Below are 26,250 nucleotides of genomic sequence, written 5' to 3'. Positions count from 1 at the left end.
TGCGGTGGGGTTTTTGGGGGTGCTCGGTGTTCAGGGCCTGCGCAGCACGACGGCCGAGTTGAAGCCGCCGTGGCCACGGGCCAGGACCAGCGCTGTACGCAGTTCGGCGCCGCGCGGCCCGTCGGTCACGAGGTCGATCGCGTAGTCGGGTGCGGGCCGGACGTTGACGGCGGCCGGGATCACGCCGTCGCGCAGAGCTAGCAGCGCGGTGGCGAGGTCGAGCGGCGCGGCGCCGGAGTAGAGGCGGCCGGTCATCGTCTTGGGGGCGCTGACCGGGACGCCGTACGGGCCGAAGACGGCGGTGAGCGCGTCGGCCTCGGCGCGGTCGAGGTCGGGGGTGCCGGCCGCGTCGGCGAACACGACGTCGACGTCGGCCGCCTGCAACTGCGCGTCGGCGAGGGCGAGTTCGACGGCCCGGCGCAGTCCCGGCGGGCGTCCGCTGCCGGGCCGGGGGTCGAAGGTGGCGCCGTATCCGGCGATCTCGCCGTAGGAGTGCGCGCCGCGTTCGCGGGCCGCCTCGGCGTCCTCCAGGATCAGGATCGCGCCGCCCTCGCCGGGGACGTGGCCCCGGGCGCCCTGGTCGAAGGGGAGGTACGCGCGGTCGGGGTCCTCACTGGTGCTGAGCCGGCCCCCGGCGAGCTGCGCGACCCACCCCCACGGGCACAGGGAGGCGTCCACGCCGCCGGAGACGACGAGCCGGGTGCCCTTGCGGATCTGCCGGCGGGCCTGGGCGACGGCGTCGAGGCCGCCCGCCTGGTCGCTGACGACGACCCCGCTGGGGCCCTTCATGCCGTTGCGGATGGAGATCTGGCCGCTGTTGACGGCGTAGAACCAGGCGAACGACTGGTACGCGGACACGTACTGGCTGCCCTGCCCCCAGAGTTTGCGCAGCTCGTTCTGGCCGAACTCGAAGCCGCCGGACGCGCTCGCGGTGACCACGCCCATGTCGAAGGAGTCGAGGTCGCCGGGGTGGACTCCCGCGTCGGCCAGCGCCCAGTCGGCGGCGGCGAGGGCGAGGCGGGTCACACGGTCGGTCTGCGGGACGAGGCGTCCGGGGAGGTGGTCCTCGGCGGTGAACCCGGGGATCTCCCCGGCGAGTTTGGCCGGGTAGCCGGAGGGGTCGAACCGGGTGAGTCGTCCGATGCCGCCTCGCCCGGCACGGGTGGCGTCCCAGTGCTCGCGCGCCCCGAGCCCGGCCGGCGAGGCGACGCCCAGGCCGGTCACCACGACGGCGCCGCTCACGCCGCCTTCCTCTCCGGGTCCGCGAGGACCATCGCGCTCTGGAACCCGCCGAAGCCGCTGCCGACGGTGAGCACGACGTCGGTGAGCTGGTCGCGGGCGTCGATCGGCACGTAGTCGAGGTCGCACTCGGGGTCGGGGGTGTGCAGGTTGGCGGTCGGCGGGACGGTGTCGTACTCCATCGCGAGGACGGACGCGGCGATCTCGATGGAGCCGATGGCGCCCAGGGAGTGGCCCACCATCGACTTGATGGAGCTGACCGGCGTGCGGTAGGCGTGCTCGCCGAGGCTCTGCTTGAACGCGGCGGTCTCGTGGCGGTCGTTCTGCTTGGTGCCGGAGCCGTGCGCGTTGATGTAGTCGACGGCCTCGCCGGGCAGCCGCGCCTCGTCGAGGGCGACCCGGATGGCCTCGGCCATCTCCAGGCCGTCCGGGCGCAGGCCCGTCATGTGGTAGGCGTTCGAGCGGGTCGCGTACCCGGCGATCTCCGCGTAGATGTGGGCGCCGCGCCTGCGGGCGCTGTCGAGTTCCTCCAGGACGAAGACGGCGGCGCCCTCGCCGAGGACGAACCCGTTGCGGGTGCCGTCGAAGGGGCGCGAGGCGTGGGCCGGGTCGTCGTGGCGGGGTGTGGTGGCCTTGATGGCGTCGAAGCAGGCCATGGTGATCGGGGAGATCGGCGCGTCCGAGGAGCCGGCGACCATGACGTCCACGGTGCCCTCGCGGATCAGCTCGGCGGCGTACCCGACGGAGTCGATGCCGGAGGTGCAGCCGGTGGAGACGACGGTCGCGGGTCCCTCGGCGCCGACCGCCCACGCCACCTCGGCGGCGAACGAGCTGGGCACCAGCTGGTCGTACAGGTGCGGTGCCGCGTACACGTGGTCGACGAGGTCGAGCCGGCCGCCGTCGCTGACGACGCGGTACTCCTCGTCGAGGCTCATCGTCGCGCCCACCGCGCTGCCGACGGTGACGCCGGTGCGGTACGGGTCGAGGCGGCCGAGGTCGATGCCGCTGTCGGCGACCGCGCCGCGCGCCGCGACCACCGCGAACTGGGCCGCCCGGTCCATCCGCCTGACCTCCTGCGGGGTCAGGCCGTGCTCGTACGGGTCGAAGTCGATCTCGGCCGCCACGCGGGAGCGGAACGGCGTGGGGTCGAAGAACGTGATCCGCCTCGTCGCGGTGCGTCCCTCGCTCAGCAGGTTCCAGAAGTTCTTGGCTCCGACGCCACCGGGGGCGAGGACCTCCAGGCCGGTGACGACGACACGGCGAGCGCTCACGCGGACGCCTCCCACGTGTAGAACCGGGTCGCCTGCGCGTCCGCCGGGGAGCGCCAGGTGGCCGGGTCGTACGCCCCGATGTACGGCTTCAGGTCGTTGCTGATCCCGATGAACCGGGGGTCGGTCCGCGCCTCCTCGATCCGCTCTCCCCCATTGTCCTCGTCGAAGTCCTGGAGATGGAAGTACAGGCCCCGGTAGTGAAACAGCTGCCGGCGCCTCGTCCCCATCCGGTGCGGCATCTCCGTCGCGTCGAATCCGGCGAACAGGTCCGCCACGTTCGTACTCGCGCCGGGTTCCAGCCTGGCGACGATCAAGGTGCTGTGCATGTACCCACTCCCCGCGTCTCGTGATACGCCTGCCTTCGGCTGCGGTGCGCGGGGCCCTTCAACTGCCCACGCCGCCCCGCGACTTCAAGCCTCCGGGGGCGGGGTGCCTGGTTCAAGACAGGCCGGTTCAGGGCTTCGTCAGGGTTTTCCGGGGTGGTACGGGGGGAGGTCAGAACGGCGCAGGAATGTGCGGGGCGTGTCAGAAGGGGGTGAGGACGCCTACCGGAAAAGGCCGTCCGGCAAAAGGTTCCGGCCCACGATCATCCGCCAGCCGGCTCAAGGTTCACTCGAACGTCCCTCGGTCGGTCGCCTCCGCAGCCGCCTTCAGGTCGCGCAGCCACGCTTCGAGGCCCGCGCCGAGCGCCGCCGTCGCGGTCGGTACGTCCGTCTCGATCTGGTCGCCGGTCCATGTCTCCTCCGTGTGGACGCGCACGCCGTCCCCGGTCTCGGTGAACGTCCACAGGTGCACGCCCTCGTCGATCCGCAGGCCCTCCCCGATCGCCGGGCCGCTCCACAGGACGCAGTGGTGGCGGCGGAGTTCCTGGACGGTGGAGGTGATCGTGAGGGTGGTGGCCGGCGCCGGTGTCGTCCAGCGGAAGCGGGAGCCCGGCTTGAGGCGGCCGGGGTCGAGGCGTTCGGCGGCGAGGACGGGGGGCTGCCAGGAGGGCCAGCGTTCGACGTCGGTCTGGAGCTTCCAGACCGTGTCGAGCGGCGCCTCGATCACGGTGTCGGACGTGTAGCGGATGACGGCGGCAGGGTCGACACCCCGGCCACCGCACCGGTTCGGGGTGGACACGCTGGTGCTGGACATGACGTACCTCGTCGTTTTGTCAGTTATCTGCTATCGCTTTCGCTATAAGTTATAACCAAGCGAGCCAGGGAGTGTCAATAACCTTGGTGATAACCTCTAACCATGGTGGATGCGAAAACCCCCCGCGAGCGCTACCGCGCCCAGGTCCGTACGGAGATCAAGCAGCACGCGTGGGATCAGATCGCCACGGCGGGCGCCTCCGCGCTCTCCCTCAACGCGATCGCCAAGCAGATGGGCATGAGCGGACCCGCGCTGTACCGGTACTTCGACGGCCGCGACGAACTGATCACCGAGCTGGTCCGCGACGCGTACCGCAGCCTCGCCGACACCTTCCGCACCGCCACCGCGTCCGGCGCCGACCTGCCCGCGCTCGCGCACACCCTGCGCGAATGGGCCCTGCACGACCCACAGCGCTACTTCCTCATCTACGGCACCCCCGTCCCGGGCTACGAGGCCCCCGACGACACCACCGCGATCTCCCGCGAGATCATGGCGACCCTGCTGGACGCCGCCGCCCTCCTGCCCCCCGGCGGCCCGGCGACCCCGTTCGACGCCCACCTCGCAGCGCACCGCGACTGGGCGGGCGACCACGACGCGCCGCCCGAGACCCTCCACCGGGCGCTGATGTTCTGGACCCGGCTGCACGGCGCCCTGTCCCTGGAACTCTCCGGCCACTTCACGGGGATGGGCATCGACCCCGCGCAGCTCTACGCCGCCGAGGTGGACGCGATGGCACAGCCGGGGAATGCTCCGACCGACGGCTGAGGAGACGAGGAGACAGCGCATGAGGATCGTGATCACCGGCGGTTTCGGCTTCCTGGGACGCGAGATCACCAACACGCTGCTCAGGACCGGGACGTACGGCGGTGCCCCGATCGACCGCCTGGTGCTGGCCGACCGGTACGTCCCGCCCGAGGCCGAGGCGTACCCCGTGGAGATCGTGCGCGGCGACCTGACCGGCTCCCTCGGCGAGGTGTTCGCGGAGCCCGTCGACGTGGTCGTCCACCTCGCCGCCGCCGTCTCCGCCGAATGCGAGGCCGACTTCGACCTCGGGCTGAGCGCCAACCTGGACACCACCCGCGCCCTGCTCGAAGCGTCTCTGATCAGCTTAGCGATCGTGTGTGATCCGTGAGGTGCGGGATCGGTTGGATCGTTTCCCATCGTGGAGGGGTGGCGTGGGCGTGGAGGTGGAATCCCGCGCCCAGTGCTGCTCCTCGTGGCCGGTGCTGGCCGGTGGTGGGTGTGCTGGTCGTGGTCACGTTCTGGTGCCGGTGTGCTGCGCGGGGCAGTCGGTACCGGTCCGTTGGTGCGTGTCCCTCCGGACGCTTGCCCGCCGGGCCCGGGGGTCTGGTGGGGGAGGGTGCCCTGCGTCGCCTGGGCGCGGGGCGTGTGGTTCGGTGCCGGGTGGGTCCGGTCTTGGACCGGTCCTTCCGGCTGGTTGCGGGTGCCGTGGGGGTGACCACGGCCAAGGCTTCGAACGTGTCTACCACCGACCGGATGACCATGGCACCGCTGGTGCGGTCGGTGACGGTTTTGGTCTGGTGGGTGAGGCCGCGTGCGGCGATGCGCCGCCAGGCCCCGTGATCACGGTCGCCCTGCCAGCCGCAGCCGGTGCGGTCGGGGCACAGGCCCCATTTCCAGCCCGGGGTGGTGGGCCGGTCGGGGGCCTTGCGGTGCCGCAGCGGGGTCAGGCATCGCGGGCACAGTCGGGAGGTGTTGCGGGCGGGGACGGTGACGACGGCGATGCCCGCCTCGGCCGCCAGGTGGCGTATGCGGTCCACGATCCGGCCGCGTATCTGCTGGGAGAGGCGGGTGTTCATGGTGCGGCCCATGCCCCGGGCCTCCATCGACCGCAGGTCCTCCACGTAGATGACGCTCGCCCCGGCGGCGATCGCCTGATCCACCGCCCAGCGCGCCGCCGACCACGCCAGAGCGTCGTTGAGGTGGGTGCGGCGTGCGGACACATACCGGATCTCGTCGGCCAGCACCGCATGCCGGGCGGCCAGCGGATGCTGTTGGTCACCGCCGGTCAGCCGCAGATACTGATCGGCCTTGGTGTGCAGGTGCTCGGACAGACGTCGCAGCCGGTGCTGCTTCGCGAGGACTCCGGCGGCCCGGAACTGGCCCCCCGCACCGAGTTCGGTGATCCGCCCGTCCGTGTGGAGACGGACGACTCCCGCGCTCAGCAGCGTGTTCAAGCCCCAGTCCACGCCGAGCGCGACCGTATGCCCGGTGCGGGCGGCCTTCGGCACGGTGTGCGTGTAGGCGAGGTCGGCACGCACCCGGCCCTCGTGGACGCGCAGGGTGGGCAGGTGCAGCGCGGCACCGGCCGGGACGGTGGGAGGCAGCAGGATCGGGCAGGCGACCCATGTCCAGTCCCGGTAGGACTGCGGGTCGGGGCGGGTGGGGAGTTGCAGGCGCAGCAGGGCACGCCCGGGTTCCTCGGCGCGTTCGATGGTGGCCTGCTGCCCGTCGCACGCCGACAGCAGCAGCATCCGTGGGGTGCGGGGCGGGGGTTCCAGCTCGAACACGTCCACCGGAAGCCGCCCGTTCTTCCGGGCGAACGCCTGGATCTGCCGGGTGCGGGAGGTGATCGTGCTGGAGGGCAGGGCCCGGCCGCCGGGCACCGCATCGCGTACCGCGTCCCACTCGGCCGCCGTACGCCGGACCGGATCGGCGGGCCAGGCGGCCAGGACCCCGGCGGTCAGAGCGGCGCGCCATGCCGCCGACCGCAGCACCCGCCCGGCCTGCTCCTGTGCCATCCGTACGACCCGGTCATTGACCCGCACACCCCCAGGCACGGAAGCGGTCCAGCCCAGACGACGCAACGCCATCCACGCGTTCGACGGCAACCCCCGGCCCCCGGCATCCACCCCCGACGCCAAAGCCCCCACATCGGCGGCGTTCCAGTGCTCCGCCAGCAGACCGGCAGCCATCCCGGACACCAGCCCCGCACACCACCCCACCCGCCGAGCCAGCACCGACGCCATCAGGAGCTCACCCGTCCGCTCATCCACCCCGCCACGCAACAACCCACGCGCACACGCGGTACGAGCCGTCTCACCCTCACCGACCGGCACCTTCCGGCTCACCCCGCACCCCCTTCCCGCATGATCCTGTCATCCGACCAACGACCCACTTACGGAAAGGTCACGCATTCGATCCAAGAACTTCTGTACGACACAGAGACGGGCACCGGCCACAGAACACGGCACCACCCGGACAAGACATCACCACGGATCCTTAAGGAAACAGATGAGCCTGCCGGGCCCAGTCGGCGGGCGGTGGACCGGTCCCGCGCCTGGTCTTCGCCAGCAGCGTCGCGGTGTACGGCTCCGACCCGGCGCTCCCCCTCCCGCCGGTGGTCAGCGAGTCGACCCTGCCGCTACCCCGGTCGAGCTACGGCGTCCAGAAGTTCGTCTGCGAGCAACTGATCGCGGACTACACGCGCCGGGGTTTCCTGGACGGCCGCATCGCCCGCCTGATGACTGTCTGCCTACGCCCCGGCAAGCCGAACGCCGCCGCCTCCGGATTCCTCTCCGGCATCATCCGCGAGCCGCTCGCGGGACTCCCGTCGACCTGCCCCGTCGACCCCGGCCTCCGGGTGGCCCTCGCGTCACCGCGCCGCACGGTCGAGGGAATCCTCCGCATCGCGGAAGCCGAACGCGGCACGGGCAAGGGCCGCCTCGACGGCACCCTCCCGGTCAACCTCCCCGCGCTGACGGTGTCGGTCGCCGAGATGCTGGCCACGCTGCGGCGCATCGCGGGCGACACCGTGGCCGACCTTGTGACGATCGCCCCCGACCCGGCCATCGAGGCCGTCGTGGGGTCCTGGCCGGCCGCCTTCGACAACGCCCGCGCCACCGCGCTGGGCCTGACACCCGACCCGAGCTTCGATTCGGTGGTCCGGGACTACCTCGCCGACCATCCCGACGTGGTGCTGGCCGACGTATAGCTGCCACACCTCACGCAGGCAGACGGGCCAGGACCGCCGTGTCCGCGCCGAAACCGACCACCAGCCGCCCGTCGGGCGCTACCGCCAGTCCCCTGACGCGGGAAGGGAACGCATACGCACCGATCTGCCGCCCGGTACTCGCGTCCCACATCCACACGCTCCGGCCGCCGCCGGCGACGACGACAGGGCGACCGTCCAGCGTGCCAATCGCCCCCGCGGACACCCCACCGCTGTGTCCCGTCAGCGGCGGTGCCAGCAGTTCGCCCGTGGCCAGGTCCCACAGATGGACTCCTTCCGTCCCGTGGCTGGTAAGAAGCGCGCTGCGGCCTTCGAGCATCTCCAGCGCCAGAGCGCCTTGTTGCCCCGGCTGCACTCCCGTCCACCGGCTCTCGGCCAGGTCCCAGACGCGGCCTTCCCGGGTCACACCGACGAAGTGGCCGTCGACTGCCGCGAAGAACTCGATGGACGGGCTGGTGTACTCGCTGGTCGACCGTCCGTGCAGTTCTTCCCGGGTGGTCAGGTCCCAGATCCGTACCGTCTGGTGCCGGTCGTCGCGCGCGAGGAGGGTGAGCCGTCCGTCCACCGTCCCCACCGCCAGCAGGCCCACGGCGGTGGTGAAGCCGGCCAGCGGCTCACCGAGCTGTCCCGTGCCGTCGAGGTCCCAGAACCGCACGCTCGTGTCCGAGCCGCCGGTGACGATGACGGGACGGCCGTCCACGACAGCCGTGGTGACGGCTGCCACGGTGCCGGCATGACCGGACGTCTCCCTCTCACCGTCGAGATCCCAGATCCGCACCGATCTGTCATCGCTCCCGGTGACCGCGAGATGACGCCTGTTCAGCACCGCCGTCGCCGCTCCCCGTACGGCCGCCCCATGGCCCGTCAGCGGCGGGCGCAGCTGCCGGAGGGTGGACAGATCCCACACCTCGACCGGCCCATGGGCGTACGCGACGAGGGCGGCGGGGCGGTCGTGGAGCACCGTTACGGCCGCCGTCTCCACGGGCATGACCGCGACGGGATCACCGACCTGCTCACGCGTGGCCAGGTCCCAGACGTGCACCTCGTAGGCGTTGGCGCTGACGGCCATCGGACACTCGGACGCCGGGTCCGTCACCAGAAAGTGCGCGGCGGCGTTGATCTCCAGACTGGCGCAGTACGCCGCCTGCTCATCGGTGCCTTCCGCCGTCCGGTCGTACGCCTGGTCCTCGGGACCGTCGTCCAGGGCACCGGTCAGGTCCCATACCCGGACGGTTTCCTCCCCCGTGATCAGGTCCGTCGCCGCAAGTTCCTTGGAGTGGCTGGTGACGACGACGGGACGGCCGTCCAGGACCGTCGTCGCCAGAGCTGACACGAAGCCGGTGCGGATGGTCAGCGGATCGCTGTGCTGGGAGAGGGTGGCCAGGTCCCACACCCTCACCACGTCGTCGACGCAGGCGCCGACCACGACCGGCCGACCCTCGACCACTCCCGTGGCCAGCGCTTTCACCCAGGAATCGTCATCGGCGGAGCACGCGCCGATCGGTTCCCCTCCCGCCAGATCCCACACCCGGAGGGTTTTGTCGGAGCCGCAGGTGACCGCGACGGGACGGCCGTCCAGCACCGCTGTCGCCAGCGCCTCTACGGCGCCGGGGTGAGCGGACAGGGCCTTGCCGTGTCGGCTGCCCGTGGCCAGATCCCAGGTGTGCAGCGTGCCGTCCGCGCACCCGGCGACGGCGAGGCCACGGCCCTCCACGACCACGGTCGCCAACGCGCCCACCCCGGCCGGCACCGGCAACGCGTACCGCAGCCGGGAGTCCAGGTCGCTGCCGGTCGCCCACTGCACGACCCAGTTCGGCTCCGGGCCGACCGCGACCCCGGCGATGTTCCTCGCCAGGTCCCGGTCCCCGAACCGGGCGGCGTCCAGGGCGAGTATCTGCCGCCGCACCCCCGCACCGGCGTCACGGTGGACATGCTCTGACGCCCGGTACACAGCGGCTGCCAGCAGTTCCTCCGGCGAGGCGGCACCGTCCAGGCCTGCGAGGACCAGCTCCGGGTCTCCGTGCACCAGCCATCCGGGATCGGTCAACCGCCCACTCACCGCCGCGACTTCGCGGGCCGGACCACTGCTTCGGAGTTCACCAGACATGGCCGGAATAGTAGCCATGCCACCGTCGTCGATCAGATGATGAGCTGCGCAAGAAGGCTGCCGGACACCACGCCGCCTCCGGATTGTCAGTGCCGGCTGCGAGACTCGTTCCATGATTGCGAAGCTGCCCTTGCACAGCCCTCGTTGGCGTGATCTCGACGGCGTGAAGGTCGAAGAGGTGGAAGCGCTCCTGGAGCAGTTGGCCACCGGGAGCGGCGACGCATGGAAGCAGTCCTGGGAATACCTGAGCGGCGGCCTGCTGAACGACGGAGTCGTCTCCGACGGGGCCTACGCGGCCCTGCCGCACCTCGTCGAGGCGGCAGCGGCCCTGCCTCCGGAACAGACCGTGGACTTCTGGGTGGACCTGGGATTCATCATGACCGCCGACTACCGGCCCCCCGTCCCGGCCGATCTGGAGGCGGGGTTCGCCGCCGCGCTGCGCCTGGCCGAGCGGGCAGCCACCCGGAGCCTCCTCGCCGCCGATGCTCCCGCGCAGGTCTGCGCCCACCTCGTACTCTCCTGCGTGGCCTTCGCCGGCCACCACATGGGCGAAGCGCTGGGGCCGCTTCTCGACCTCGATGAAAGCGTCCTCCTTCTGGTGTGTCCCGAGTGCGGGAGCGACACGGAGATCCCCTTCATGGACCCGGCACCTTTCGAGGCTCCGGTGCTGTCTGATGCCCTCCCTGCCCGGCAGGGAGGGCATCCCTGGGAGGAGGTCGCCGTAGCGCTGGGGAACGAGCGGGACCCCTTCCTGCGGGTGGCCCGCGACGTCGCGGCGGCAGGCGTACCACCCGAGACACCGAGTCAGGCCGTCCTGTGCCTGGTCGCCGGCATGGTCGCGGTCAAGGGCACCCCGCAAGGCGCTGCGAGCGAACTGGCCCGCCAATTGCTGTCCCTCACGGGCCACTTCCGCTGCTGGGACTGCGAGCAGACGTGGACGATCGCCGACGGCCTGGCGGAGAACCCGGACGGCGCGAGCCCCCAGCACGCCCCGACGAACTCTGTCGCGGTGGAGCCGTCAGCCCCCGGACGAACCGGTGACTCGGCGCCCCGGTTCCGGCAGGACGGGAACACGGTGCACGCGGCCGACGGCACCCCCTGGGGCCGTATAGCGGTGTTCGCCGATTCCCCACCCGGGGGTGTCGACGCCCTGGCGGTGGTGTCCCGCCCCGGTAGGCCGACGCTCGTGGCCGGCGCCGGGGACGCGGGCGTGGTGTGCCTGTGGGACGTGGCCGACGGCCGGCTCGTCCATGAGCCGCTGCCAGGGCATCCCGACCGTATCCGCTCGCTGACGGCCCTCCCCCTGCCCGACGGCCGCGTCCTTCTGGCGAGCGGCGGCGACACCGGGACGATCGCCGTATGGAACCCCGTCACCGGGCAGCCGGTCCGCGAACCGTCCGGCGCCGGGCCCGGCGAGGTGACTGGCATGTGTATCGCGACCGTCCCCGACGGCCGCACCCTCCTCGTCACCGCCACCTCCAAAGGCGCGGTCCGGCTGTGGGACCCGGACACCGGCGAGTGCGTCGGGCGCCTCAACCCCTACGGCAGTCCGATCCAGTCGATCGCCGCCGTCCCGATCGCCGACGGCCACACGCTGATCGCGGCCTCGGACACCGCGGGCCGCCTCCACGTGTGGGACCCGGTCGTCGACGACCCCTGGGACATGGGTGCGGCCGTGCAGCTGAGCGCCCGTGCGCTCGCCGATGCCGACCACCGGGTGGTGGGTGTGGCTGCCGTATCCACACCGGGCCGAGTGCTGCTGGCCACGGGAGACAACCAGGGTGTGGTCATGCTGTGGGACCTCGCCACCGGTGCCCCGGTCGGCGACGGTCTGCCCTCCTCCACCGGCACCGCCGGCCTGCCGGTCATCACCGCCGCCCTGCACGACGGTCGCACCGTCCTGGTCGTCGGCACCCGTCACGGTCACCGGCTGCGGGTGTGGGAACCGGAGACCGGCGTGGTGGGGCACATCTCCCTGGATGTGGCGCTCGCTTGTCTGGCCACCGCAGGGCCGGACCTGATCGTCGGACACGACCGGGGAGTCCTCAGCCTCCCGCTGAACAGTGCTGTCGAGAGGGGAAAGCGATGACCGGTGTCGAGGTGGACGACAGAACGCTGTGGAGGATGCCCGGCGGGGACATGCTCGACCGGACGCCGGCGCTGGCCGACGGCACCCTCTACATCCTTGACGATCTCGACCTGGTGGCGATCGATGCGGCCACCGGACAGCGCCGCTGGACACTGACCGGCGACTTCCCGATCGAGGAGGCGCCGGTGGCCGGCACCGGCGTCGTGTACGTCGCCGACATCGACGGCCAACTGACGGCAGCGGACGCCGAGACCGGAGACGTACGGTGGAAGTGGAAGCCGCGCCGGTCGAAGATATCGACCCCGACGGTGGCGGACCACATCGTGTACGCCGCTTCGCAGAACGGCAGGATGTGGGCGGTGGACGGCCGCACCGGCCGCCCGGTGTGGGACGTCAAGGTGGCGAACTACCGCACCTCCACCAACCCGGCGCCGACCGTGGCCGACGGTGTCCTGTACGCGGCCGTGGGCGGCCACCTGCTGGCCCTGGACGCGGCCACCGGGGACAGGCGCTGGGACGTCTTTCCCCACAGGGGCGTCCAGATGTCGCCGACGGTGTCCGGCACGAGCGTGTACGTGGGCAATGCCGAGGGCCTGGTCGCGATGGACACGGCGACGGGTGAGGAGCGCTGGCGGCTGTCCACCGGCGGGATGGTGCGGGCGAGCCCAGCGGTGGCCGAGGGTGTCGTGGTCGCCGGTGTCGACGGCTGGTACCTGATCGCGGTGGACACCGGGACCGGTGCGGAAAGGTGGCGGCTGAAGACCCGGGGTGAGATCTACGCGACGCCGGTGATCGCCGACGGCACGGTGTACGCGGGCAGTGGCGACGGGCGCCTGTGGGCGGTGGACGCGGTCACCGGCGAGACACGGTGGAAGGTCAGGACCCCCAAGCCGGTGCACTCCGCACCGCTGGTGAGCGGTGGCACGGTGTACTTCGGCAGCCTCGACGAACACCTCTACGCCGTACGGGCCCACCGGCCGGGTGAGCCTCCCGCCGAGGACGACCGCGCCGCCCCCGCCCGGCCCGTACGGACTCCGCGCTGGCGGGTGCAGGTCCCGGGCGTGGGGAACAGTACGGCGGCTGTCGCCGACGGCACCGTGTACCAGACCACCTACCGCGACCTGTTGGCCTTGGACGCCACCACGGGCCGGGAGCGGTGGCGGCTGACGCCCGCCGTCCCGTTCGACTCGTCACCCGTGGCCGTCGACGGCAGCCTGTACATCGGCGGCGGAAAACACCTGTGGGCCGTGGACACGGCCACCGGCCGTATCCGCTGGAAGTATGCGACCGGCTACGTCAGAGGTACGCAGCCGACGGTGGCCGACGGCACGGTGTACCTGGCCTCCGGCCGGGAAGAACTCTGGGCCGTGGACGCCGCCACCGGCCGCAGGCGGTGGAAGCAGCAGCTCAGGCCGCGCGGCCCACGCTCCTACAACCGGTTCAGCTCCCCTGCGGTGGCCGACGGCCGGGTCTACGTCTCCTTCCCGTACGACCGCTTGTGGGCGGTGGACGCCGCCACGGGAAGCCGGCTCTGGGAGGTGAGCACCGACTCCTCGCCGTACGCCTCACCGGTGGTGGCCGACGGCACCCTCTACATCGGCGGCGCCCACGGCCTGATCGCGTTGGACGCCGCCAGCGGTGAGCAGCGGTGGCAGCGGCCCTTCGACAGTTCGACGTGGTCCACGCCCGCGGTCGCCGACGGGGTCGTGTACATGGGCAGCAGCGGCTGGTACCTGTGGGCCGTGGATGCGGCCACCGGGGAGGAACGCTGGAAGCAGGAGGTCGGGCCCGCTCTTCGAGCGTCGGCGGCGGTGGCGGAGGGGGTCGTGTACATCGGCAGCGAGGACCGGTCGCTCTGGGCGGTGGACGCGGTCACGGGTGAGGAACGCTGGCGGCTGCCGACCGGCGGGGAGGTGGCTTCGACGCCGGTGGTCGTGGACGGGACGGTGTATGTCACCAGCGAGGACGACTTCCTGTACGCGGTTCGCGCCTGACCGACCCGTCAAACGGCCGGCCGGTGGATCGCTGTGCCCAGTGCGCGCGGCAGTGCCGCCCGGGAGGGGATGTCGAGCTTGCGGTAGACGCTGCCGAGGTGGGCTTCGACCGTCCTGGTGCTGACGAAGAGCTGCTCGGCGATCTCTTTGGTGCGTTTGCCTCCGGCCGCCAGTTCCGCGATCTCCCGCTCCCGCTCGGTGAGAAGAGCCGTCGTCGCGTGGGACACGGGCAGCAGGCTCCTGGCCTTGGCCGCCTCCTCCAGGATCCGCTGTGCTCCGCAGGTCCGAGCGGCCTTTCCCGCCATGTCGAGCCACTCCAGGGCCTGTTGGGTGCCGTGGGCCGCGTGGGCGGAAGGCGCCCCGGTCACCAGGGTCCAGGCGTGTTCCACGGGCAGGCCCGCGCGGCGGAACGACTCCGCGACGTCGAAGAACAGCCCTGCCGCCAGGCGGTGTTCTCCTTCGGCGGCGTGGAGTTCGGCCCGGGCTCTGCGTACGTGCTGCTGTTGCAGCGGCAGCCCCAGCTCTTCGGCCACGGTCTCCCCCGTCTCGGCCCAGTCGCGTGCGGCGTCGAGGTCACCGCACCGCAGTGCCGCGACGGAGGCGAGGGCGAGGAGGGAAGGCTGCCAGGCCCGCAGCAGCCGCTCCAGCCGTGGGCCGCCCTCCTCGACGAGGGTGCGCAGGCAGCCTTCCCGGTCCCCGGCCAGGAACTGGGCCTGGGCGCGCAGACCGACCGCGACGGCTGCCCGCCAGCCCCGCTTGCGCAGGGCGAGGGAGAGCCCTTCCTCGGTGAGTTCGAGCAGCCTGTCGGTGTCCCGCCGTGGACCTGTCCAGAGCAGCCCCGTCGCCCGCAGGATCATGGCGATCCCGGCGGCTTCGTCGACCCCGCTCGTCCGGGCGAGCAGATGGGCCTCCTCGGCACGGCGGCAGAGGGTCTCCAGGCGCCCCGTCATCTGGTCGAGGTGGCACAGGGCCACCAGTTGGTTGATCCGGATGAACCGCCGGGTGGCGCCCGTGGTCGCCTGGAGTCCTCGTTCCAGGTGCCGGTAGGCGTCGTGGAAGCGCTCCTGGAACAACTCCGCGCAGCCGAGCATGGCCAGCACGTCGGGCATGGTGACGGCGGCGGCGTCCGGCAGGGCGTCCACGATCCGCGCGCACTCGGTGACCTCCGCGACGGCCTCGGGCAGCAGCCCGAGCTGGGTGTCGCCGAGGGCGCCCAGGGCCCGTAGGTAGGGCACCGCCGGGCCGACGGTTCCGGCGGCCCGCGCCGCCTCCCGGACCACGTCGCGTGCCTCGCCGTACGTGCCCCGGAACAACTGCACCCGCCCGTACGCGGTGATCAGTTCGGCCGTCGGCTGCGGCAGTGGAACCGGCAGGGGGCGGGGTACGAGGTCGAGTGCCGTCCGGATCACCGCTGCGGCCTCCTGGTGACGGCCCAGCAGCCGCTCCAGCTCTCCGCAGACCGCGTAGACGTTCAGCAACAGGTCCTCGGAGAGATCCGCCTGATGCCGGAGCAGCTCGTGCACGAGCGTACGGGCTTCCTGGAGGCGGCCCACGGCACTGAGCGCCTGGCAGTGGTCGAGCACCAGAAGGACCCGGGAGGCGCTGATCCCCTCTCCGGCAGGCAGGTGGTCCAGCGCCAGGCGCAGCCAACGGGCGGCGGTGGCCGGGGACTTGGCCATCGCCTCCGCCGCGCCGTCGACCAGCACCTGCCGGGCCTGGGCACTGCCCGCGCCCACCAGGTGCTCGGCCTGCCGGGCGCGCAGGAGCGCTGGGGCCCCTCGTGCGGTGAGCAGGTCCATGGCCCGCCGGTGAGCGCCGACGCGCGTGGACGGCGACGGGTGTTCCAGGGCGACATGGCCGAGGACGGGGTGCCGGAAGGCGTAGCCGCCGCCCCAGGGCAGCGGCCGTATCAGGTCCACGTCGACGAGTTCGGTGAACGCTCCGAGGGTCCGTTCCAGACCGAGGCCGGAGACTTCGGCGACGTCATCCGGCAGGAAGGGGTCACCCAGAACGGCGGCGGCGTGGACCGCGTGCGCGGCGTCGACGGTGAGGGAGTCCAGTTCGTTGACGACGAAGACGGCCTCCCGGAGCATGCCATCCCGGTCCGTACCGGCGCTGAGCGGCCACTCGTCCGGGTCCCACCGCGCCGCGAGCAGGATGCGCAGCATCCGGGGGTTGCCGCCGGAAGTGGCGTGCAACTGCTCGATGTAGGTGCTGTCGAGCACGGGCGTCTCGGAGGCGCGCCACTCGGTGTACGCGTGGTCGCGCGCCGGGCGGGAGACGGTGTCGGACCCCTCGTGGCCGAGCAAGGCGGATATCGCCCGGAGGTCCAGAGAGGTGGGGGCCAGGCGGACGACCGAGCCGGTCTCCACTCCGTGTTCGAGCGCTTCTCTCAGCACCGGGCCGGACTGCCGGGGGCGGTGTGCCAGGGCTAGGACGAACGGGCCGGGCGGAGGTGTCCGCACGAGCTGGGCGATCAGTCTCGTGGACTGCTCGTCGCAGAGGTGCACGTTGTCGAGGACGAGGACACCTCCGTGCCGCGCCGCCCAGCGCCCCAGCACGTTCCGTACCTCGGCGTCCGGCTCCCGTGGGTTCCGCGCCTCCAGGGCATCCAGGACCTCGGTGATGATCTGGCCGGGTCGTGTCGCACCGCGTACGGCGTGGGCTCGCGCCACCAGGGCTCCTGCCTCGGCGGCCCGCTCGGCGAGCAGGCCGAGCAGGGTGGTCTTGCCGATCCCGGGTTCTCCCGTGACCTCCAGCACCGCTCCCCGGCCGTCGCCCAGATCCTTGACGACCGAGGCAAGACACTCGACCTGCGCCTGTCTGCCGACGAGAGCGGCGGCGTTCCCGCGGGCCTGATCCTTGAGGGGCAAGCGGCCCTCTCCCTTCCCCTGAACGTGCACACGACCATCCGTTACCGGCCAATTCGGATATTAGGCCATCGAGTTGGCCGACTTGCGGCGTGAACGGTGCTCTGCGGGAGGGCCGGGCTCGGCAGGGAACCTAGGTAGTCGATTACGTAGTTCTACGAATGCCTCCGCAGGACAGCGTTGGGAGACTCGCCTCATGAGCTTCCGGGCGGGGCCGTGGTGTCGGCGGCCTCGGTGCTGGAACGCCGCCCGGTCGGTCGACAGAGCCCAGCTGAACAGGGGAGAGTCCTCCATTGGTTTCCAAGATCCGTGTCCTTCTGGGGATGCTCGTGCTCCTGGCGCTGGCGATCTGCGCCATCGCGGTGCTCGCGGCCATGAAAGCGGGCGCCATCTGGTTCACGATCGTTCCTCTCGGCATCCTCTTCATCGGCTCGTCCGTCCTCCGCTCGCTCGGATGGTTCGACAAGAAGACCGGCAACTGAGCTGGCGGCTCGCGGGGTATGGCGTTCGGGGAGAGGCGGGCGCGAGGGGTGCTGGGAGGGGATCATCGGCGCGTCTCCGATTCCGGCTTCACCTTCCGGATGGACAGTCGGCCTGGCGGCAGGACGCTCAGGCTCCGTCGACATACCGTCAGGCCGGTTCACGCCTGTTGGACGACACGCAGGCGGACTGCCGGGCCTCCGCCGCCCGGCACGCCCAACTGAGCGAACCTGAGCGCCTGTTCGGGCCGGAACGTGCACGGCGGTGGTCAATGGCCCAGGCTCTGGTCCGGAACCGCACCGACGACCCGGTACCCGCCATGTACACCGGCGGCGCACCACTGGCAGTGGCCTCTATGCGGCAACAACCAGCCCGACGCCACCGTCCGTCCCCTCACCGCGCCCACCCTGCGGCCGGTGCGAACGGCTTCCCCGCCGAGGAAACCCTGGCCACCGTCCGCGTGGCCTGCTGGCCGAAGACATGGTGGCGCCCTCGCTCACCCGGCGTCTGGTCGAACACCTCGGCCTGCGACCACTCGTGTCCGCGTCTGGCCGCGCCGGCCGACCGATCAAGGGCGGCTCTCACCCTGGTCGCACGGGAACTGGCCAACAGCGAGATCGCCGGCCGTCTCTTCAACGAGGAGATGACCGTTACAACCCATCTCAGCCGCGTCCACGCCTACGAGAGCGGGCCGGTACGGGCCGTACCGGGGTCCAGCAGCCGGCGGATGCGCTCGTGCCCGGCGGCCATCTCCGGTGTCGCGAGGATGTCGTCGAGGTCGGCGGAGACCTCGTGGTCGATGTCCTCGACGGAACGGATGGCGAGTTCGTAGAGCTCACCACGCCGGCCCTGCTCCAGGTAGCTCTTCCAATGCGCCAACGCGCTGACGGCGGTGAGGACTCCGGCGTCCAGATCGTCCTCGACCAGGATGCCGTCGTAGATCGTCGCGAGCGCGTCGTGCAGTTCGGCGGCGCTGATCGTCAGAACGTTCGCGCAGGCGGTCGCCAGAGCCGCCCGGGCCTCTTCGGTGAGTTCGTCCTCGGTCGCACCACGGAGCAACTCCGGCCGCACCAGACGCGTGACCGTCTCCTCCCCGAAGGCACGAACGTCGTCCTCGGTGGCCGCGACGACCATCCGGAGGATGTCCGCCTCAAGTTCGCTGTAGTCCACGCCCGCAGCTTAGGCGGAGCATGACCGAGCCCCGCGTCCGGCCTCCTCAGGAGGATCGCCGCAGCCTCGGACAGCAGCGTCGGCGGGGAGAAGGCTTTCAAAGACCTGCGTTCCTGGTCGCCGTCACGCTCACCAAGGCCATCGCCGACGACCCGGCGTACCAGGGGAACCACACGAGCCACGGCCGCCGCGCCCTGATCACCGCCCGATACCTGCCCGAGGAGAAGACGCTCGCAGCCACCGAGTACGCAGTCGGCCTCGGCAGCAGGGCCGTCACCCGGCCCCGTACAACCCGGCCCCCTCAACCGCGATCTGGACCAACCGCCCGGAGAGACCCGGGCGGCGCGCCCCAGCGGCAGCCGGCCGAAGGCCAGGACACCGACGACCTCGGTCACCCTCACGGATGCGAGCGGCTCTGCCCTCCGGCCGGCGCGGTGCGATCGCCGGCCACCGCCCCCGCCAGGACCCCTTCCACAACAGCCCTCCCCGCCCGCAGAGCAGCCACAGGATCAACCGCCTCGTCCAGTTCGACAAGCACGACCCCGGCACCCGGCGTACGGGACATCACCTCGGCCCAGGCCCGCCACTCCACGATGCCCGTGCCCAGTTCAGCCATATAGGGCTGCTGCTGCGCGAAGACCGTCTCGTCGATGGTGAGTTCGACATCGATCGGCTTGACGGCGTCCTTCCAGTGCGCAAGCGCGATGCGCTGCGAGTGACGCCGCGCGACGGCGACGGGATCGCCCCCGCCCAGCGCGATGTGGCAGGAGTCGGGGCACAGCCATACGTAGCGCGGATCGGTCAGAGCCATGAACAGGTCGATGTCCCGCTCGTACCAGAGGGTGCTGTTGGACTCGGTGTGGAAGGCGAGCTTCACGCCGTACCGGGAGACGGCCTCGCCGACCACGTGGGCGATGTCGGCCATCCGGGTCATGTACGCGGCGTCGACGAAGAACGGCGGACGGGTCCCGAGCGTCGTACGCATCGGCAGCCCCGCGACGAGGAGCCCCGCCCCCACCTCGGAGAGGAACGCGGCGCGGCGCTCGGCGTCGGCGACGATCGCGGGCAGGCTGCCGTCCTGCCGCCAGTCGGGGGCGTCGCTGCCGGCGATGAACGCGCTGACCACGGACAGCCCCCGGTCCGCGAGCGCGCGGCGGAAGGAGGCCGCACTCCCGTAGGCACGCAGCGCGGAGTCGATGTCGCCGGGCGGGAAGGTCAGCTCCAGGCCGGTGATCCCGGCCTCGGCCAGCGCGTCCATCACACGCTCCCAGAAGGCCCGGGGGTGGTCGTGGGCCCAGTCGCGCAGGGCCTCGGCGGAGTCCAGCCCCCAGAAGTCCGGGTGGTAGAAGGTGACGACGTCGGTCGCGAAGAGGGGTGTCACGCGGCGCCTCCACGGGCGTTGTAAACGGTGACCCCGTCGGCGTCGACGGCGTCCCGGTAGGCCCGGAACACGGCCAGCGCCTCGCCGCGCAGCACGTCCCGTACGACGGTGATGCCGCGTGCCTCGAACTGCTCGGCCCAGTCCGCGCCGAGGGGGCCTTCGTCGAAGGTCGTGATCTCCTCCAGGTCAGGCCCCTCGCCGGCGACCACGAGGCCGCGTACTCCGGACCACATCGCCGCGCCGTAACACTGAACGCACGGGCGCCAGTTGACGACGAGTTCGTGCGCGGGCAGGCCCTCGCCGCCGAGGTCCCAGCCGCCGGTCGCCCGCTGGGCGAGGCCCAGCGCGACGACCTCGGCGTGCGCGCTGGAGACGCCGGAGGCGAGCACCACGTTCACGCCGACCGAGACGATGCGGCCGGTGTCCCGCTCGGCGACGAGTGCCGCGAACGGACCCCCGTTGCCCTCCCGCCAGTTGCGGTCGGCCAGGCGGTGGACGAGGCGCATCCGGCCTTCGTGGTCGGGGATGACGGCCGGCACGTCGGCGAGTTCGTCATCGATCCACGCGGGCAGGGCGACGCGATATTCCTTCGGGACGTCGATCATGGTTACGGGTTCCTTTCAGAGGGCGGGCGGCGACGGCGCGCGCGGCGCGTACCGCCGTCACCGCGCCGGCCAGGGTGACGTTGGCGGCCATCGCGGTGGGGATCACACCGTTGCCCGCGAGGTAGAGGTTGTCGAAGCCCCACACCCGGCCGTCGGGGTCGCACACGCTGGCGCCGTCGTCGGCGAGACCGGCGCGGACGGTTCCGGTCTGGTGCAGCGAGGAGCCGGGCGGGAGCAGGGCCCGTTCGGTCGCGGGGTCGAACGTACCGAACTCCTCGGCGAGCGAACGGACTTCGCCGAGTGCCCGGTCGATCAGCGCGCGGTCGGCGTCGGAGTAGCCGAACTCGACGGTGATCCGTGGCATCCCGGCGAGGTCGGTGCGGGTCTCCGAGAACACGAGCCGGTTCTCGGGGCGCGACTCGACGGGGACGTACAGCGACAGGCCCACCGAGTGCGCGAGGGGCCGGCCGGTGTCGTCGACGTAGGTGCGGTTCATGACCTGGCCGTGGAACGGCTGCGCCGCTCCGTTGTGCGGCAGCCAGAGCGAGTCGGTGGCGAACTCGCCGGGGCGCGGCAGGGGCAGAGAGTCGAGGGCGATGCCGAAGCGGTCGAGGTCGAGGAGGACCCGGGCGCTGATGAACGCGTGCTCGTTGAGGTGGCGCCCCAGCGCCTGCGGCCGGATGCCGGACGCGAACAGCAGTTGCGGGGTGCGCAGCGCGTCGGCGCACACCACCACGGTGTCCGCGCGGAGTTCGGACTCGGCGCCGTCGGCGACGCGGCGCAGGCGGGCGCCCAAGGCCCGGCCGTCCTCGGTGACGAGAGCGGTGGCGAGGGTGCCGGTCAGGAGGGTGAAGGCCGGGTCCCCGCCGACCGCGATCGGGGGGAAGATCGTCCCCGGCGCCGTACGCGGCATGGGTCCCGTCGGGGTCGGGGTGACCGCCATGGGCATCGGCTGCGGCTGCCGGTCGTACGGTCCGACGCCGTCGAAGCGGCGGCCCAGCACGTCGAGCACCACCCGGCCGACCGGGGTCGGCCCGATCGCGGCGGGCGTGACCGCGAGCAGGCGGCGCGCGGTGTCCAGATCCGTCGTCCAGCGGTCCGGGTCGCCGAAGTCGAACACCTCGTCCCCGGCGGGCCAGGGGGTCGCGGCGGTCCAGTGCACGCCCATGCCGCCCGCGTTCCAGGCGAGCGCGGCGGCCGGCATCGCCTCGGCGTCCTGGCCGAAGGCGAGCGCGTGGAACATGCCGGGTGCCAGGCCGGTGACGCTGTCCGCGACGTCGCGCACGACGTCGGCGCCCGTGTACAGGCCCTGGACGCCGGTGGCGACCTGTTCGTTGTAGCGCGCCCAGAGGGCCGGGTCGTCGAGGTCGTGCAGGTGCAGGCCGGGGGCCGATCCGATCGGCCGGCCGCCGTCGACCATCGTGATGTCCAGCGCCGGGTCGGTGTCCCGCAGCAGCCGGGCCACGAGGGATCCCATGATGCCGCTGCCCACGATGAGAACGCCGGTCCTGCTGGTGCCGGTCATGGTCGGGCTCCTGAGGTGTGAGGGGGAAAGCGCGGGTTCACGCGCGCGGGACGGGCGGGCCGAACAGCTCGGTGTCCATGTGGTCGAGCACGAACTTGACGGCGCCGATGAGCGGGCCGTCGGAGCCCAGTGCGGTGGCGCGCAGTTCGACGGCGGGGGTACGGGCGCCGCGCATCGCCGCGCGCACCCGGGGCAGCAGTACGTCGGCCGCGTCCTCCAGCCCGCCGCCGAGGACGATGAGCGACGGCGCGACGGTCCACGACAGGGTGGTGAGGATCGACGCGATGTTCGCGACGAACTCGTCGACCTCCCCGAGCGCCGCCGTATCGCCCGCCCGGGCCTCGGCGAAGCGGCCGAGCGCGATACGCCGCCGGGCCTGATCCGGTGAGGTCAGCCACGCGACGGGGCGGTGCTCGACCGAGCCGGCCGGCAGCGACACCGCCTCGGCGATCTCACCCGCCGAGCCTTCGAGACCGCGGTGGACGTCGCCGCGGATGAGGATGCCGAGGCCGGTCCGGTTGCCGAGCATCGCCCAGACGACGTTGTCGTGGTCCCCGGCCGCGCCCCGCCAACGCTCGCCGAGCGCACCGAGGTTGGTGTCGTTGTCCGCGAACCACGGCACGCGGATGCGCCGCCCGAGTTCCTCGGGCAGACGTACGCCTTCCCACTGCGTCGTGTGGACCAGGCGCCGTACGACGCCGTCGTCGTCGATCGCGCCGACGCCCGCGATCGCGCCGGCCCGCAGCCGGTCCGCCGTCCCGCCCGCGTCGGCGAGGGCCTCCAGGACCAGGGCCGCCGCGTCGTCGAGGGTGGTCTGCGGGTCCTGGTAGTCGCGCAGCGGCCGGTGCGCCCGGCCGACGATGCGACCGCGTACGTCGGCGACGACCGCGGACCCGTCCAGGGTGGTGATGCGGACGGCCGCCAGCAGCGCGTGGTCGGCCCGCAGTTCGTACCGGCGCGCGGGGCGCCCGGCACAGCCGCTCACCGGCACCCGGTCGAGTTCGCTCACCCAGCCCGCGTCGACGAGCGAGTCCAGGACGAGTTCGACGGTACGGCGGGACAGGCCGACCCGTTCGGACAGTTCGGCCAGCGTCATCGGTCCGGCCGACACGGCGAGCGTGCGCAGGATCACCGAGGTGTTGACCCGCCGGACGGCGCTCTGGTTCATCCCGGGCATCAGCAGGCCTCCCCCACGTCGTCCCCGAAACCGCGCGCGGTCACCGCATTCCCGATCCGGCGACGCCCTGGACGAAGTAGCGCTGGAGGAACAGGAAGAGCACGAGGACCGGCAACATGACGACGATCGCGCCGGCGAGCATCAGGCCGTAGTCGGTGACGTGTGCGGCGGCCTGGCTGGTGGCGGCGAGGCCCACCGGCAGCGTGTAGGTGGAGGTGCTCTGGGCGACGACGAGCGGCCAGATGAAGTTGTTCCACGAGGTGAGGAACGACATGATCGTGATCGTCGCGACGGCGGGACCGGCCAGCGGCAGGAAGATCCGGAAGAAGATCCGCAGCTCGCCCGCCCCGTCGATCCGGGCCGCTTCCAGGAGTTCGTCGGGGACCGACAGGGCGTACTGCCGCATGATGAACACGGACAGCGGCAGCGCGGCGCCGGGCAGGGCGATGCCGGTGAGGGTGTCCGCCAGGCCCAGGTCGACGGTGATCACGAACTGGGTGACGAACACCGTGGTGAACGGCACCATCATCGCCGCCATGACCGCGCCGAACGCGATCCGTTTGCCCGCGAAGTCCAGCTTGGCGAGCGCGTATCCCGCCGCCGACGCGGCCACGATGTTGCCGGCGACGACGATGGCCGCGACCACGACGCTGTTGGCCAGGAATCGGCCGAAGCCCTGGGTCCGGAACAGCCGGACGAAGTTGTCGAGGGTGGCGTGGTGCGGGAGCCAGGCGCCGGGGTCGGAGCGGATCTCGTCGAGGCTGCGCAGCGAGCCGCTGAGGACCCAGACGAACGGCAGCAGCGTGAGCAGCGCGCACAGGACGAGCGCGGCGTACAGCAGGGGGCGGGCGAGGGACCGTCGGTGTGCCCGTGTCCGTTCGTCCGTCAGCTCCGCATTGCGCGGTGCGGCGATGGTGGTCATGAGCGGGGCCTCAGCATTCGGAACTGGACGATGCTCACCAACGTCACGAGGAGGAGCGTCATGAAGGACGCCGCCGAGGACATGCCGAACTCGCCTGCCCCGAACTGGTGGTAGGTGTAGAGCGCCATGGACTCGGTGGAGCCCAGCGGGCCGCCGCCGGTGAGGAGATACGGCTCGTCGAAGACCTGGAGGTAGAAGACGGTCAGCAGGACCGACACCATCAGCGTGGTCGGCATCAGCAGCGGCAGGGTGATGTGCCGCAGCTTGCGCCAGCGGCCTGCGCCGTCGAGGGAGGCGGCCTCGTACACGTCCCGGGGCACCGCCTGGAGACCGGCGAGGAACAGCACCATCGCGATGCCGACGTTGCGCCAGACGCCGAGCGCGATGACCACGGGCATGGCCAGGTGGGTGTCGTCCAGCCAGTTCGGCCCGGCGAGGCCGATGGCGCCGAGGACCTTGTTGACGGTGCCGTCGGTGTTGAAGGCGTACTGCCAGATCATGGCGACGGCGACGACGTTCGTGACGACCGGTGCGAAGAAGACGGTGCGGAAGACGCCGCGCAGCCGTCTGATGCCGGAGTTGAGCGCGAGGGCGAGCGCGAACCCGAACCCCATGGTCAGCGGCACGCCGACGGCCACGAACAGGACGGTGTTGAGGATGTCGCGCAGGAAGACCGGGTCCGCCAGCAGCCGGGCGTAGTTCTCGATGCCGGTGAAGTCGACGGCGAAGGGGTGCCGCAGGTCCGCGCCGCGCAGGTCGGTGAAGCTGAAGCCGAGCGCGGCGACGGTGGGTATCGCCGTGTAGAGCAGGAACACCAGGGTGAACGGTGCGAGGAACAGCCAGGCGACAGCCGTCCGCCGGGAGTTTTGGCGCCTGATGGTGGCGGTCATCGGCCCGTGCCGAGGCTCTCGGCGTACGCCTGCACGTTCGCGGCGGCCTTCGCGGCGGTCCCCTTGCCCTTGGCCACGGCTTCCATCTCCTTGCCCAGCCGGGTGGCGACCTGCTGCCAGTTGCTCACCCTCGGGAAGGCCCGGGTGTTCTTCAGCTGCGTGAGGAAGGCGGCCAGCAGCGGCTGGCCCGCGAGGGCCGGGTCGGTCCAGGCGGAGGCGACGGCGGGCAGCGAGCCGTACGCCTTGTACTGCGCGACCTGGGCGCTCGGCTCGGAGAGGTGCCGGACGAACTTCCACGCCGCGTCCGCGTTGCCGCTGTCGGCGAGCACGCCCCAGCTGCCGCCGGCGGAGAAGGAGACGTTGCCCGACGGTCCGGCCGGCAGGGGTGCGGTGGCGACGTGGGCGGCGGTCCAGCCGGTCTTCTTCGCGACCGCGTCGAGCTGGCCGAGGACCCACGGGCCGGTGATCATGCAGGCGGTCCTGCCCGACACGAAGGACGGCTGCGCGTCGAGGAACGTGGGCCCGCTGGTGTCGGCGACGCCCGAGGTGAAGAACGACGCGTTGTACGTGATCGCGTCGGCCATCGCCGGTGTGTCGAGCGTCCACTTGCCGCCGGGCGAGAGCAGTGAGCCGCCCGCCTGCCAGGCGTACATCGCGGCGTCCTGGCCGTTGAAGACGTCCCAGCCGATGTCGGCCCCGAGGCCGTGCCCGGCGCCGGCGCTCTGGAGCGCCTTGAGGAACGGCACCGTCTCGTCCCAGGTCGCCGGGGCCTTGACGCCCGCCTTCTCGGCGAGGTCGGCGCGGTAGACGAGCGCGTAGGTGTAGGCGTACCAGGGCACGGTGTAGGCGACGTTCTTGACCACGCCGGCGTCCCACAGGCTCGGGAAGAAGGCGGACGGGGCGACGAGGCCCTCGGGGACGGGCCGCAGGATCGACGGGTCGAGGAACTGTGCCTGCGACTCGGGGAAGAACTGGGCGACGTCAGGTCCCTTGCCCGCCGCTATCGCCGACTGGAGCTTGGTGTAGTACTCGCCGTTCGGGATCAGCGTGAACGTCACGTCGAGGCCGGGGTTCGCGGCCTTGAAGGGCTTGACGACCTTGTCGAGCACGTTGGCATCGCCCTGTGCGGCCCAGACCTTGACGGTTCCCTTGGCCGGTGAGTTGTCGACGGGCTTCGCGGTGGCCGCGGTCGCTGCGCTGTCACCGCGACCGCAGCCTGTCAGGGCGAGACCGCCGAGGAGAGCTGTGCCGGCGGTCAGCCGTAGGACGCCGCGTCTGGAGGGGTGGGACACGCTGGGCTCCTGTCACATGGGCGCTGGGGCGCGGAGAGGATTTCGGGGGAAGTTGCGATTTCGGTCCGGTGGGGCCGGTGGTGCCTGTGCGGCGTGGCAGTGACCGTAGGCGGGGTGGGTTGCGGTGG

The 26,250-nt window shown here is 71.7% G+C and carries 19 protein-coding genes and 2 pseudogenes; 6 read left to right on the top strand and 15 right to left on the bottom strand.

Annotation, left to right across the window (positions count from 1 at the left end):
- Positions 1–30: 30 nt before the first annotated feature.
- The 4 genes from J8M50_RS26045 to J8M50_RS26030 form a co-directional block, all read right to left on the bottom strand.
- On the bottom strand, positions 31–1,242 hold the full coding sequence (locus J8M50_RS26045; RefSeq protein WP_010359931.1) for a ketosynthase chain-length factor: 1,212 nt from the start codon (positions 1,240–1,242) through the stop codon (positions 31–33).
- Positions 1,239–2,510: a beta-ketoacyl-[acyl-carrier-protein] synthase family protein gene (locus J8M50_RS26040; RefSeq protein ID WP_010359933.1), complete on the bottom strand. Its 1,272-nt coding sequence runs from the start codon at positions 2,508–2,510 to the stop codon at positions 1,239–1,241. Before J8M50_RS26040 ends, J8M50_RS26045 begins: the two co-directional genes overlap by 4 nt.
- A complete protein-coding gene (locus J8M50_RS26035) occupies positions 2,507–2,836 on the bottom strand; it encodes a TcmI family type II polyketide cyclase (protein ID WP_010359934.1) in 330 nt (109 codons plus the stop codon). The genes J8M50_RS26040 and J8M50_RS26035 overlap by 4 nt, the downstream gene beginning before the upstream one ends.
- 283 nt (positions 2,837–3,119) lie before the next feature.
- On the bottom strand, positions 3,120–3,647 hold the full coding sequence (locus J8M50_RS26030; RefSeq protein WP_010359936.1) for an SRPBCC family protein: 528 nt from the start codon (positions 3,645–3,647) through the stop codon (positions 3,120–3,122).
- 102 nt (positions 3,648–3,749) lie between these two features.
- Between J8M50_RS26030 and J8M50_RS26025 the strand changes: the two genes are divergently transcribed.
- Together J8M50_RS26025 and J8M50_RS26020 are read left to right on the top strand one after the other, a co-directional pair.
- Positions 3,750–4,412 carry a TetR/AcrR family transcriptional regulator gene (locus tag J8M50_RS26025; protein WP_010359937.1) on the top strand — a complete coding sequence of 221 codons (663 nt, stop codon included), beginning with the start codon at positions 3,750–3,752 and terminating at the stop codon, positions 4,410–4,412.
- Between the two features lie 19 nt (positions 4,413–4,431).
- A pseudogene (locus J8M50_RS26020) lies at positions 4,432–4,746 on the top strand (NAD-dependent epimerase/dehydratase family protein); the annotation flags it as partial.
- Positions 4,747–4,750: 4 nt separating this feature from the next.
- On the opposite strand, the gene J8M50_RS26015 reads toward J8M50_RS26020, so the two are convergent.
- A complete protein-coding gene (locus J8M50_RS26015) occupies positions 4,751–6,739 on the bottom strand; it encodes a zinc ribbon domain-containing protein (RefSeq protein ID WP_029184610.1) in 1,989 nt (662 codons plus the stop codon).
- A gap of 167 nt (positions 6,740–6,906) precedes the next feature.
- Here J8M50_RS26015 and J8M50_RS26010 point away from each other — a divergent pair.
- Positions 6,907–7,602 (top strand): annotated as a pseudogene (locus J8M50_RS26010) (NAD-dependent epimerase/dehydratase family protein); the annotation flags it as partial.
- A gap of 10 nt (positions 7,603–7,612) precedes the next feature.
- Here the strand turns inward: J8M50_RS26010 and J8M50_RS26005 are convergent.
- Positions 7,613–9,727 (bottom strand): WD40 repeat domain-containing protein, encoded by a 2,115-nt coding sequence (locus J8M50_RS26005; RefSeq protein ID WP_158002845.1) that lies wholly within the window; start codon positions 9,725–9,727, stop codon positions 7,613–7,615.
- A gap of 112 nt (positions 9,728–9,839) precedes the next feature.
- On the opposite strand from J8M50_RS26005, the gene J8M50_RS26000 reads away from it, so the two are divergent.
- Together J8M50_RS26000 and J8M50_RS25995 are read left to right on the top strand one after the other, a co-directional pair.
- Positions 9,840–11,816 (top strand): WD40 repeat domain-containing protein, encoded by a 1,977-nt coding sequence (locus tag J8M50_RS26000; protein WP_223786270.1) that lies wholly within the window; start codon positions 9,840–9,842, stop codon positions 11,814–11,816.
- Positions 11,813–13,810, top strand: coding sequence for an outer membrane protein assembly factor BamB family protein (locus J8M50_RS25995; protein ID WP_010359944.1), 1,998 nt, complete (start codon positions 11,813–11,815; stop codon positions 13,808–13,810). The genes J8M50_RS26000 and J8M50_RS25995 overlap by 4 nt, the downstream gene beginning before the upstream one ends.
- An 8-nt stretch (positions 13,811–13,818) precedes the next feature.
- Here the strand turns inward: J8M50_RS25995 and J8M50_RS25990 are convergent, their stop codons facing one another.
- Positions 13,819–16,683 (bottom strand): LuxR C-terminal-related transcriptional regulator, encoded by a 2,865-nt coding sequence (locus J8M50_RS25990; RefSeq protein WP_010359945.1) that lies wholly within the window; start codon positions 16,681–16,683, stop codon positions 13,819–13,821.
- 320 nt (positions 16,684–17,003) lie between these two features.
- Here J8M50_RS25990 and J8M50_RS25985 point away from each other — a divergent pair, with 320 nt between their 5' ends.
- Positions 17,004–17,162 carry a hypothetical protein gene (locus J8M50_RS25985; RefSeq protein WP_223786269.1) on the top strand — a complete coding sequence of 53 codons (159 nt, stop codon included), beginning with the start codon at positions 17,004–17,006 and terminating at the stop codon, positions 17,160–17,162.
- Between the two features lie 676 nt (positions 17,163–17,838).
- Here J8M50_RS25985 and J8M50_RS25980 read toward each other — a convergent pair.
- The 8 genes from J8M50_RS25980 to J8M50_RS25945 all read right to left on the bottom strand — a co-directional run bounded on the left by J8M50_RS25980 (position 17,839) and on the right by J8M50_RS25945 (position 26,122).
- A complete protein-coding gene (locus J8M50_RS25980) occupies positions 17,839–18,330 on the bottom strand; it encodes a hypothetical protein (RefSeq protein ID WP_010359947.1) in 492 nt (163 codons plus the stop codon).
- 397 nt (positions 18,331–18,727) lie between these two features.
- Complete coding sequence (locus J8M50_RS25975) at positions 18,728–19,711, bottom strand: sugar phosphate isomerase/epimerase family protein (RefSeq protein ID WP_010359948.1); 984 nt, start codon at positions 19,709–19,711, stop codon at positions 18,728–18,730.
- Complete coding sequence (locus J8M50_RS25970) at positions 19,708–20,316, bottom strand: nucleoside deaminase (protein WP_010359949.1); 609 nt, start codon at positions 20,314–20,316, stop codon at positions 19,708–19,710. The genes J8M50_RS25975 and J8M50_RS25970 overlap by 4 nt, the downstream gene beginning before the upstream one ends.
- Positions 20,264–21,841: a GMC oxidoreductase gene (locus J8M50_RS25965; RefSeq protein WP_010359950.1), complete on the bottom strand. Its 1,578-nt coding sequence runs from the start codon at positions 21,839–21,841 to the stop codon at positions 20,264–20,266. Before J8M50_RS25965 ends, J8M50_RS25970 begins: the two co-directional genes overlap by 53 nt.
- Before the next feature lie 37 nt (positions 21,842–21,878).
- The gene (locus J8M50_RS25960; RefSeq protein ID WP_010359951.1) at positions 21,879–23,018 is read right to left on the bottom strand and encodes an ROK family transcriptional regulator; all 1,140 of its coding nucleotides are present in this window, start codon (positions 23,016–23,018) and stop codon (positions 21,879–21,881) included.
- A 40-nt stretch (positions 23,019–23,058) separates the two neighbouring features.
- The gene (locus J8M50_RS25955) at positions 23,059–23,940 is read right to left on the bottom strand and encodes a carbohydrate ABC transporter permease (RefSeq protein ID WP_010359953.1); all 882 of its coding nucleotides are present in this window, start codon (positions 23,938–23,940) and stop codon (positions 23,059–23,061) included.
- Positions 23,937–24,830, bottom strand: a complete 894-nt coding sequence (locus J8M50_RS25950) for a carbohydrate ABC transporter permease (RefSeq protein WP_010359954.1) — start codon at positions 24,828–24,830, stop codon at positions 23,937–23,939. The genes J8M50_RS25955 and J8M50_RS25950 overlap by 4 nt, the downstream gene beginning before the upstream one ends.
- Positions 24,827–26,122 (bottom strand): extracellular solute-binding protein, encoded by a 1,296-nt coding sequence (locus J8M50_RS25945; protein WP_010359955.1) that lies wholly within the window; start codon positions 26,120–26,122, stop codon positions 24,827–24,829. The genes J8M50_RS25950 and J8M50_RS25945 overlap by 4 nt, the downstream gene beginning before the upstream one ends.
- Positions 26,123–26,250 lie beyond the last annotated feature (128 nt).

This window comes from Streptomyces acidiscabies (genome assembly GCF_020010905.1).
Classification (GTDB): domain Bacteria; phylum Actinomycetota; class Actinomycetes; order Streptomycetales; family Streptomycetaceae; genus Streptomyces; species Streptomyces acidiscabies.
This window is presented reverse-complemented; position numbering and strand designations above follow the sequence as displayed.

Bases quoted from the DNA above. Each gene is read 5' to 3' on its own strand.
- J8M50_RS25965 (WP_010359950.1), bottom strand. From the start codon at position 21,841: ATGACCGGCACCAGCAGGACCGGCGTTCTCATCGTGGGCAGCGGCATC.
- J8M50_RS25950 (WP_010359954.1), bottom strand. From the start codon at position 24,830: ATGACCGCCACCATCAGGCGCCAAAACTCCCGGCGGACGGCTGTCGCC.
- J8M50_RS25995 (WP_010359944.1), top strand. From the start codon at position 11,813: ATGACCGGTGTCGAGGTGGACGACAGAACGCTGTGGAGGATGCCCGGC.
- J8M50_RS26030 (WP_010359936.1), bottom strand. From the start codon at position 3,647: ATGTCCAGCACCAGCGTGTCCACCCCGAACCGGTGCGGTGGCCGGGGT.
- J8M50_RS25985 (WP_223786269.1), top strand. From the start codon at position 17,004: ATGCTCGTGCTCCTGGCGCTGGCGATCTGCGCCATCGCGGTGCTCGCG.
- J8M50_RS25955 (WP_010359953.1), bottom strand. From the start codon at position 23,940: ATGACCACCATCGCCGCACCGCGCAATGCGGAGCTGACGGACGAACGG.
- J8M50_RS26005 (WP_158002845.1), bottom strand. From the start codon at position 9,727: ATGTCTGGTGAACTCCGAAGCAGTGGTCCGGCCCGCGAAGTCGCGGCG.
- J8M50_RS26025 (WP_010359937.1), top strand. From the start codon at position 3,750: ATGGTGGATGCGAAAACCCCCCGCGAGCGCTACCGCGCCCAGGTCCGT.
- J8M50_RS25960 (WP_010359951.1), bottom strand. From the start codon at position 23,018: ATGCCCGGGATGAACCAGAGCGCCGTCCGGCGGGTCAACACCTCGGTG.
- J8M50_RS25970 (WP_010359949.1), bottom strand. From the start codon at position 20,316: ATGATCGACGTCCCGAAGGAATATCGCGTCGCCCTGCCCGCGTGGATC.
- J8M50_RS26035 (WP_010359934.1), bottom strand. From the start codon at position 2,836: ATGCACAGCACCTTGATCGTCGCCAGGCTGGAACCCGGCGCGAGTACG.
- J8M50_RS26000 (WP_223786270.1), top strand. From the start codon at position 9,840: ATGATTGCGAAGCTGCCCTTGCACAGCCCTCGTTGGCGTGATCTCGAC.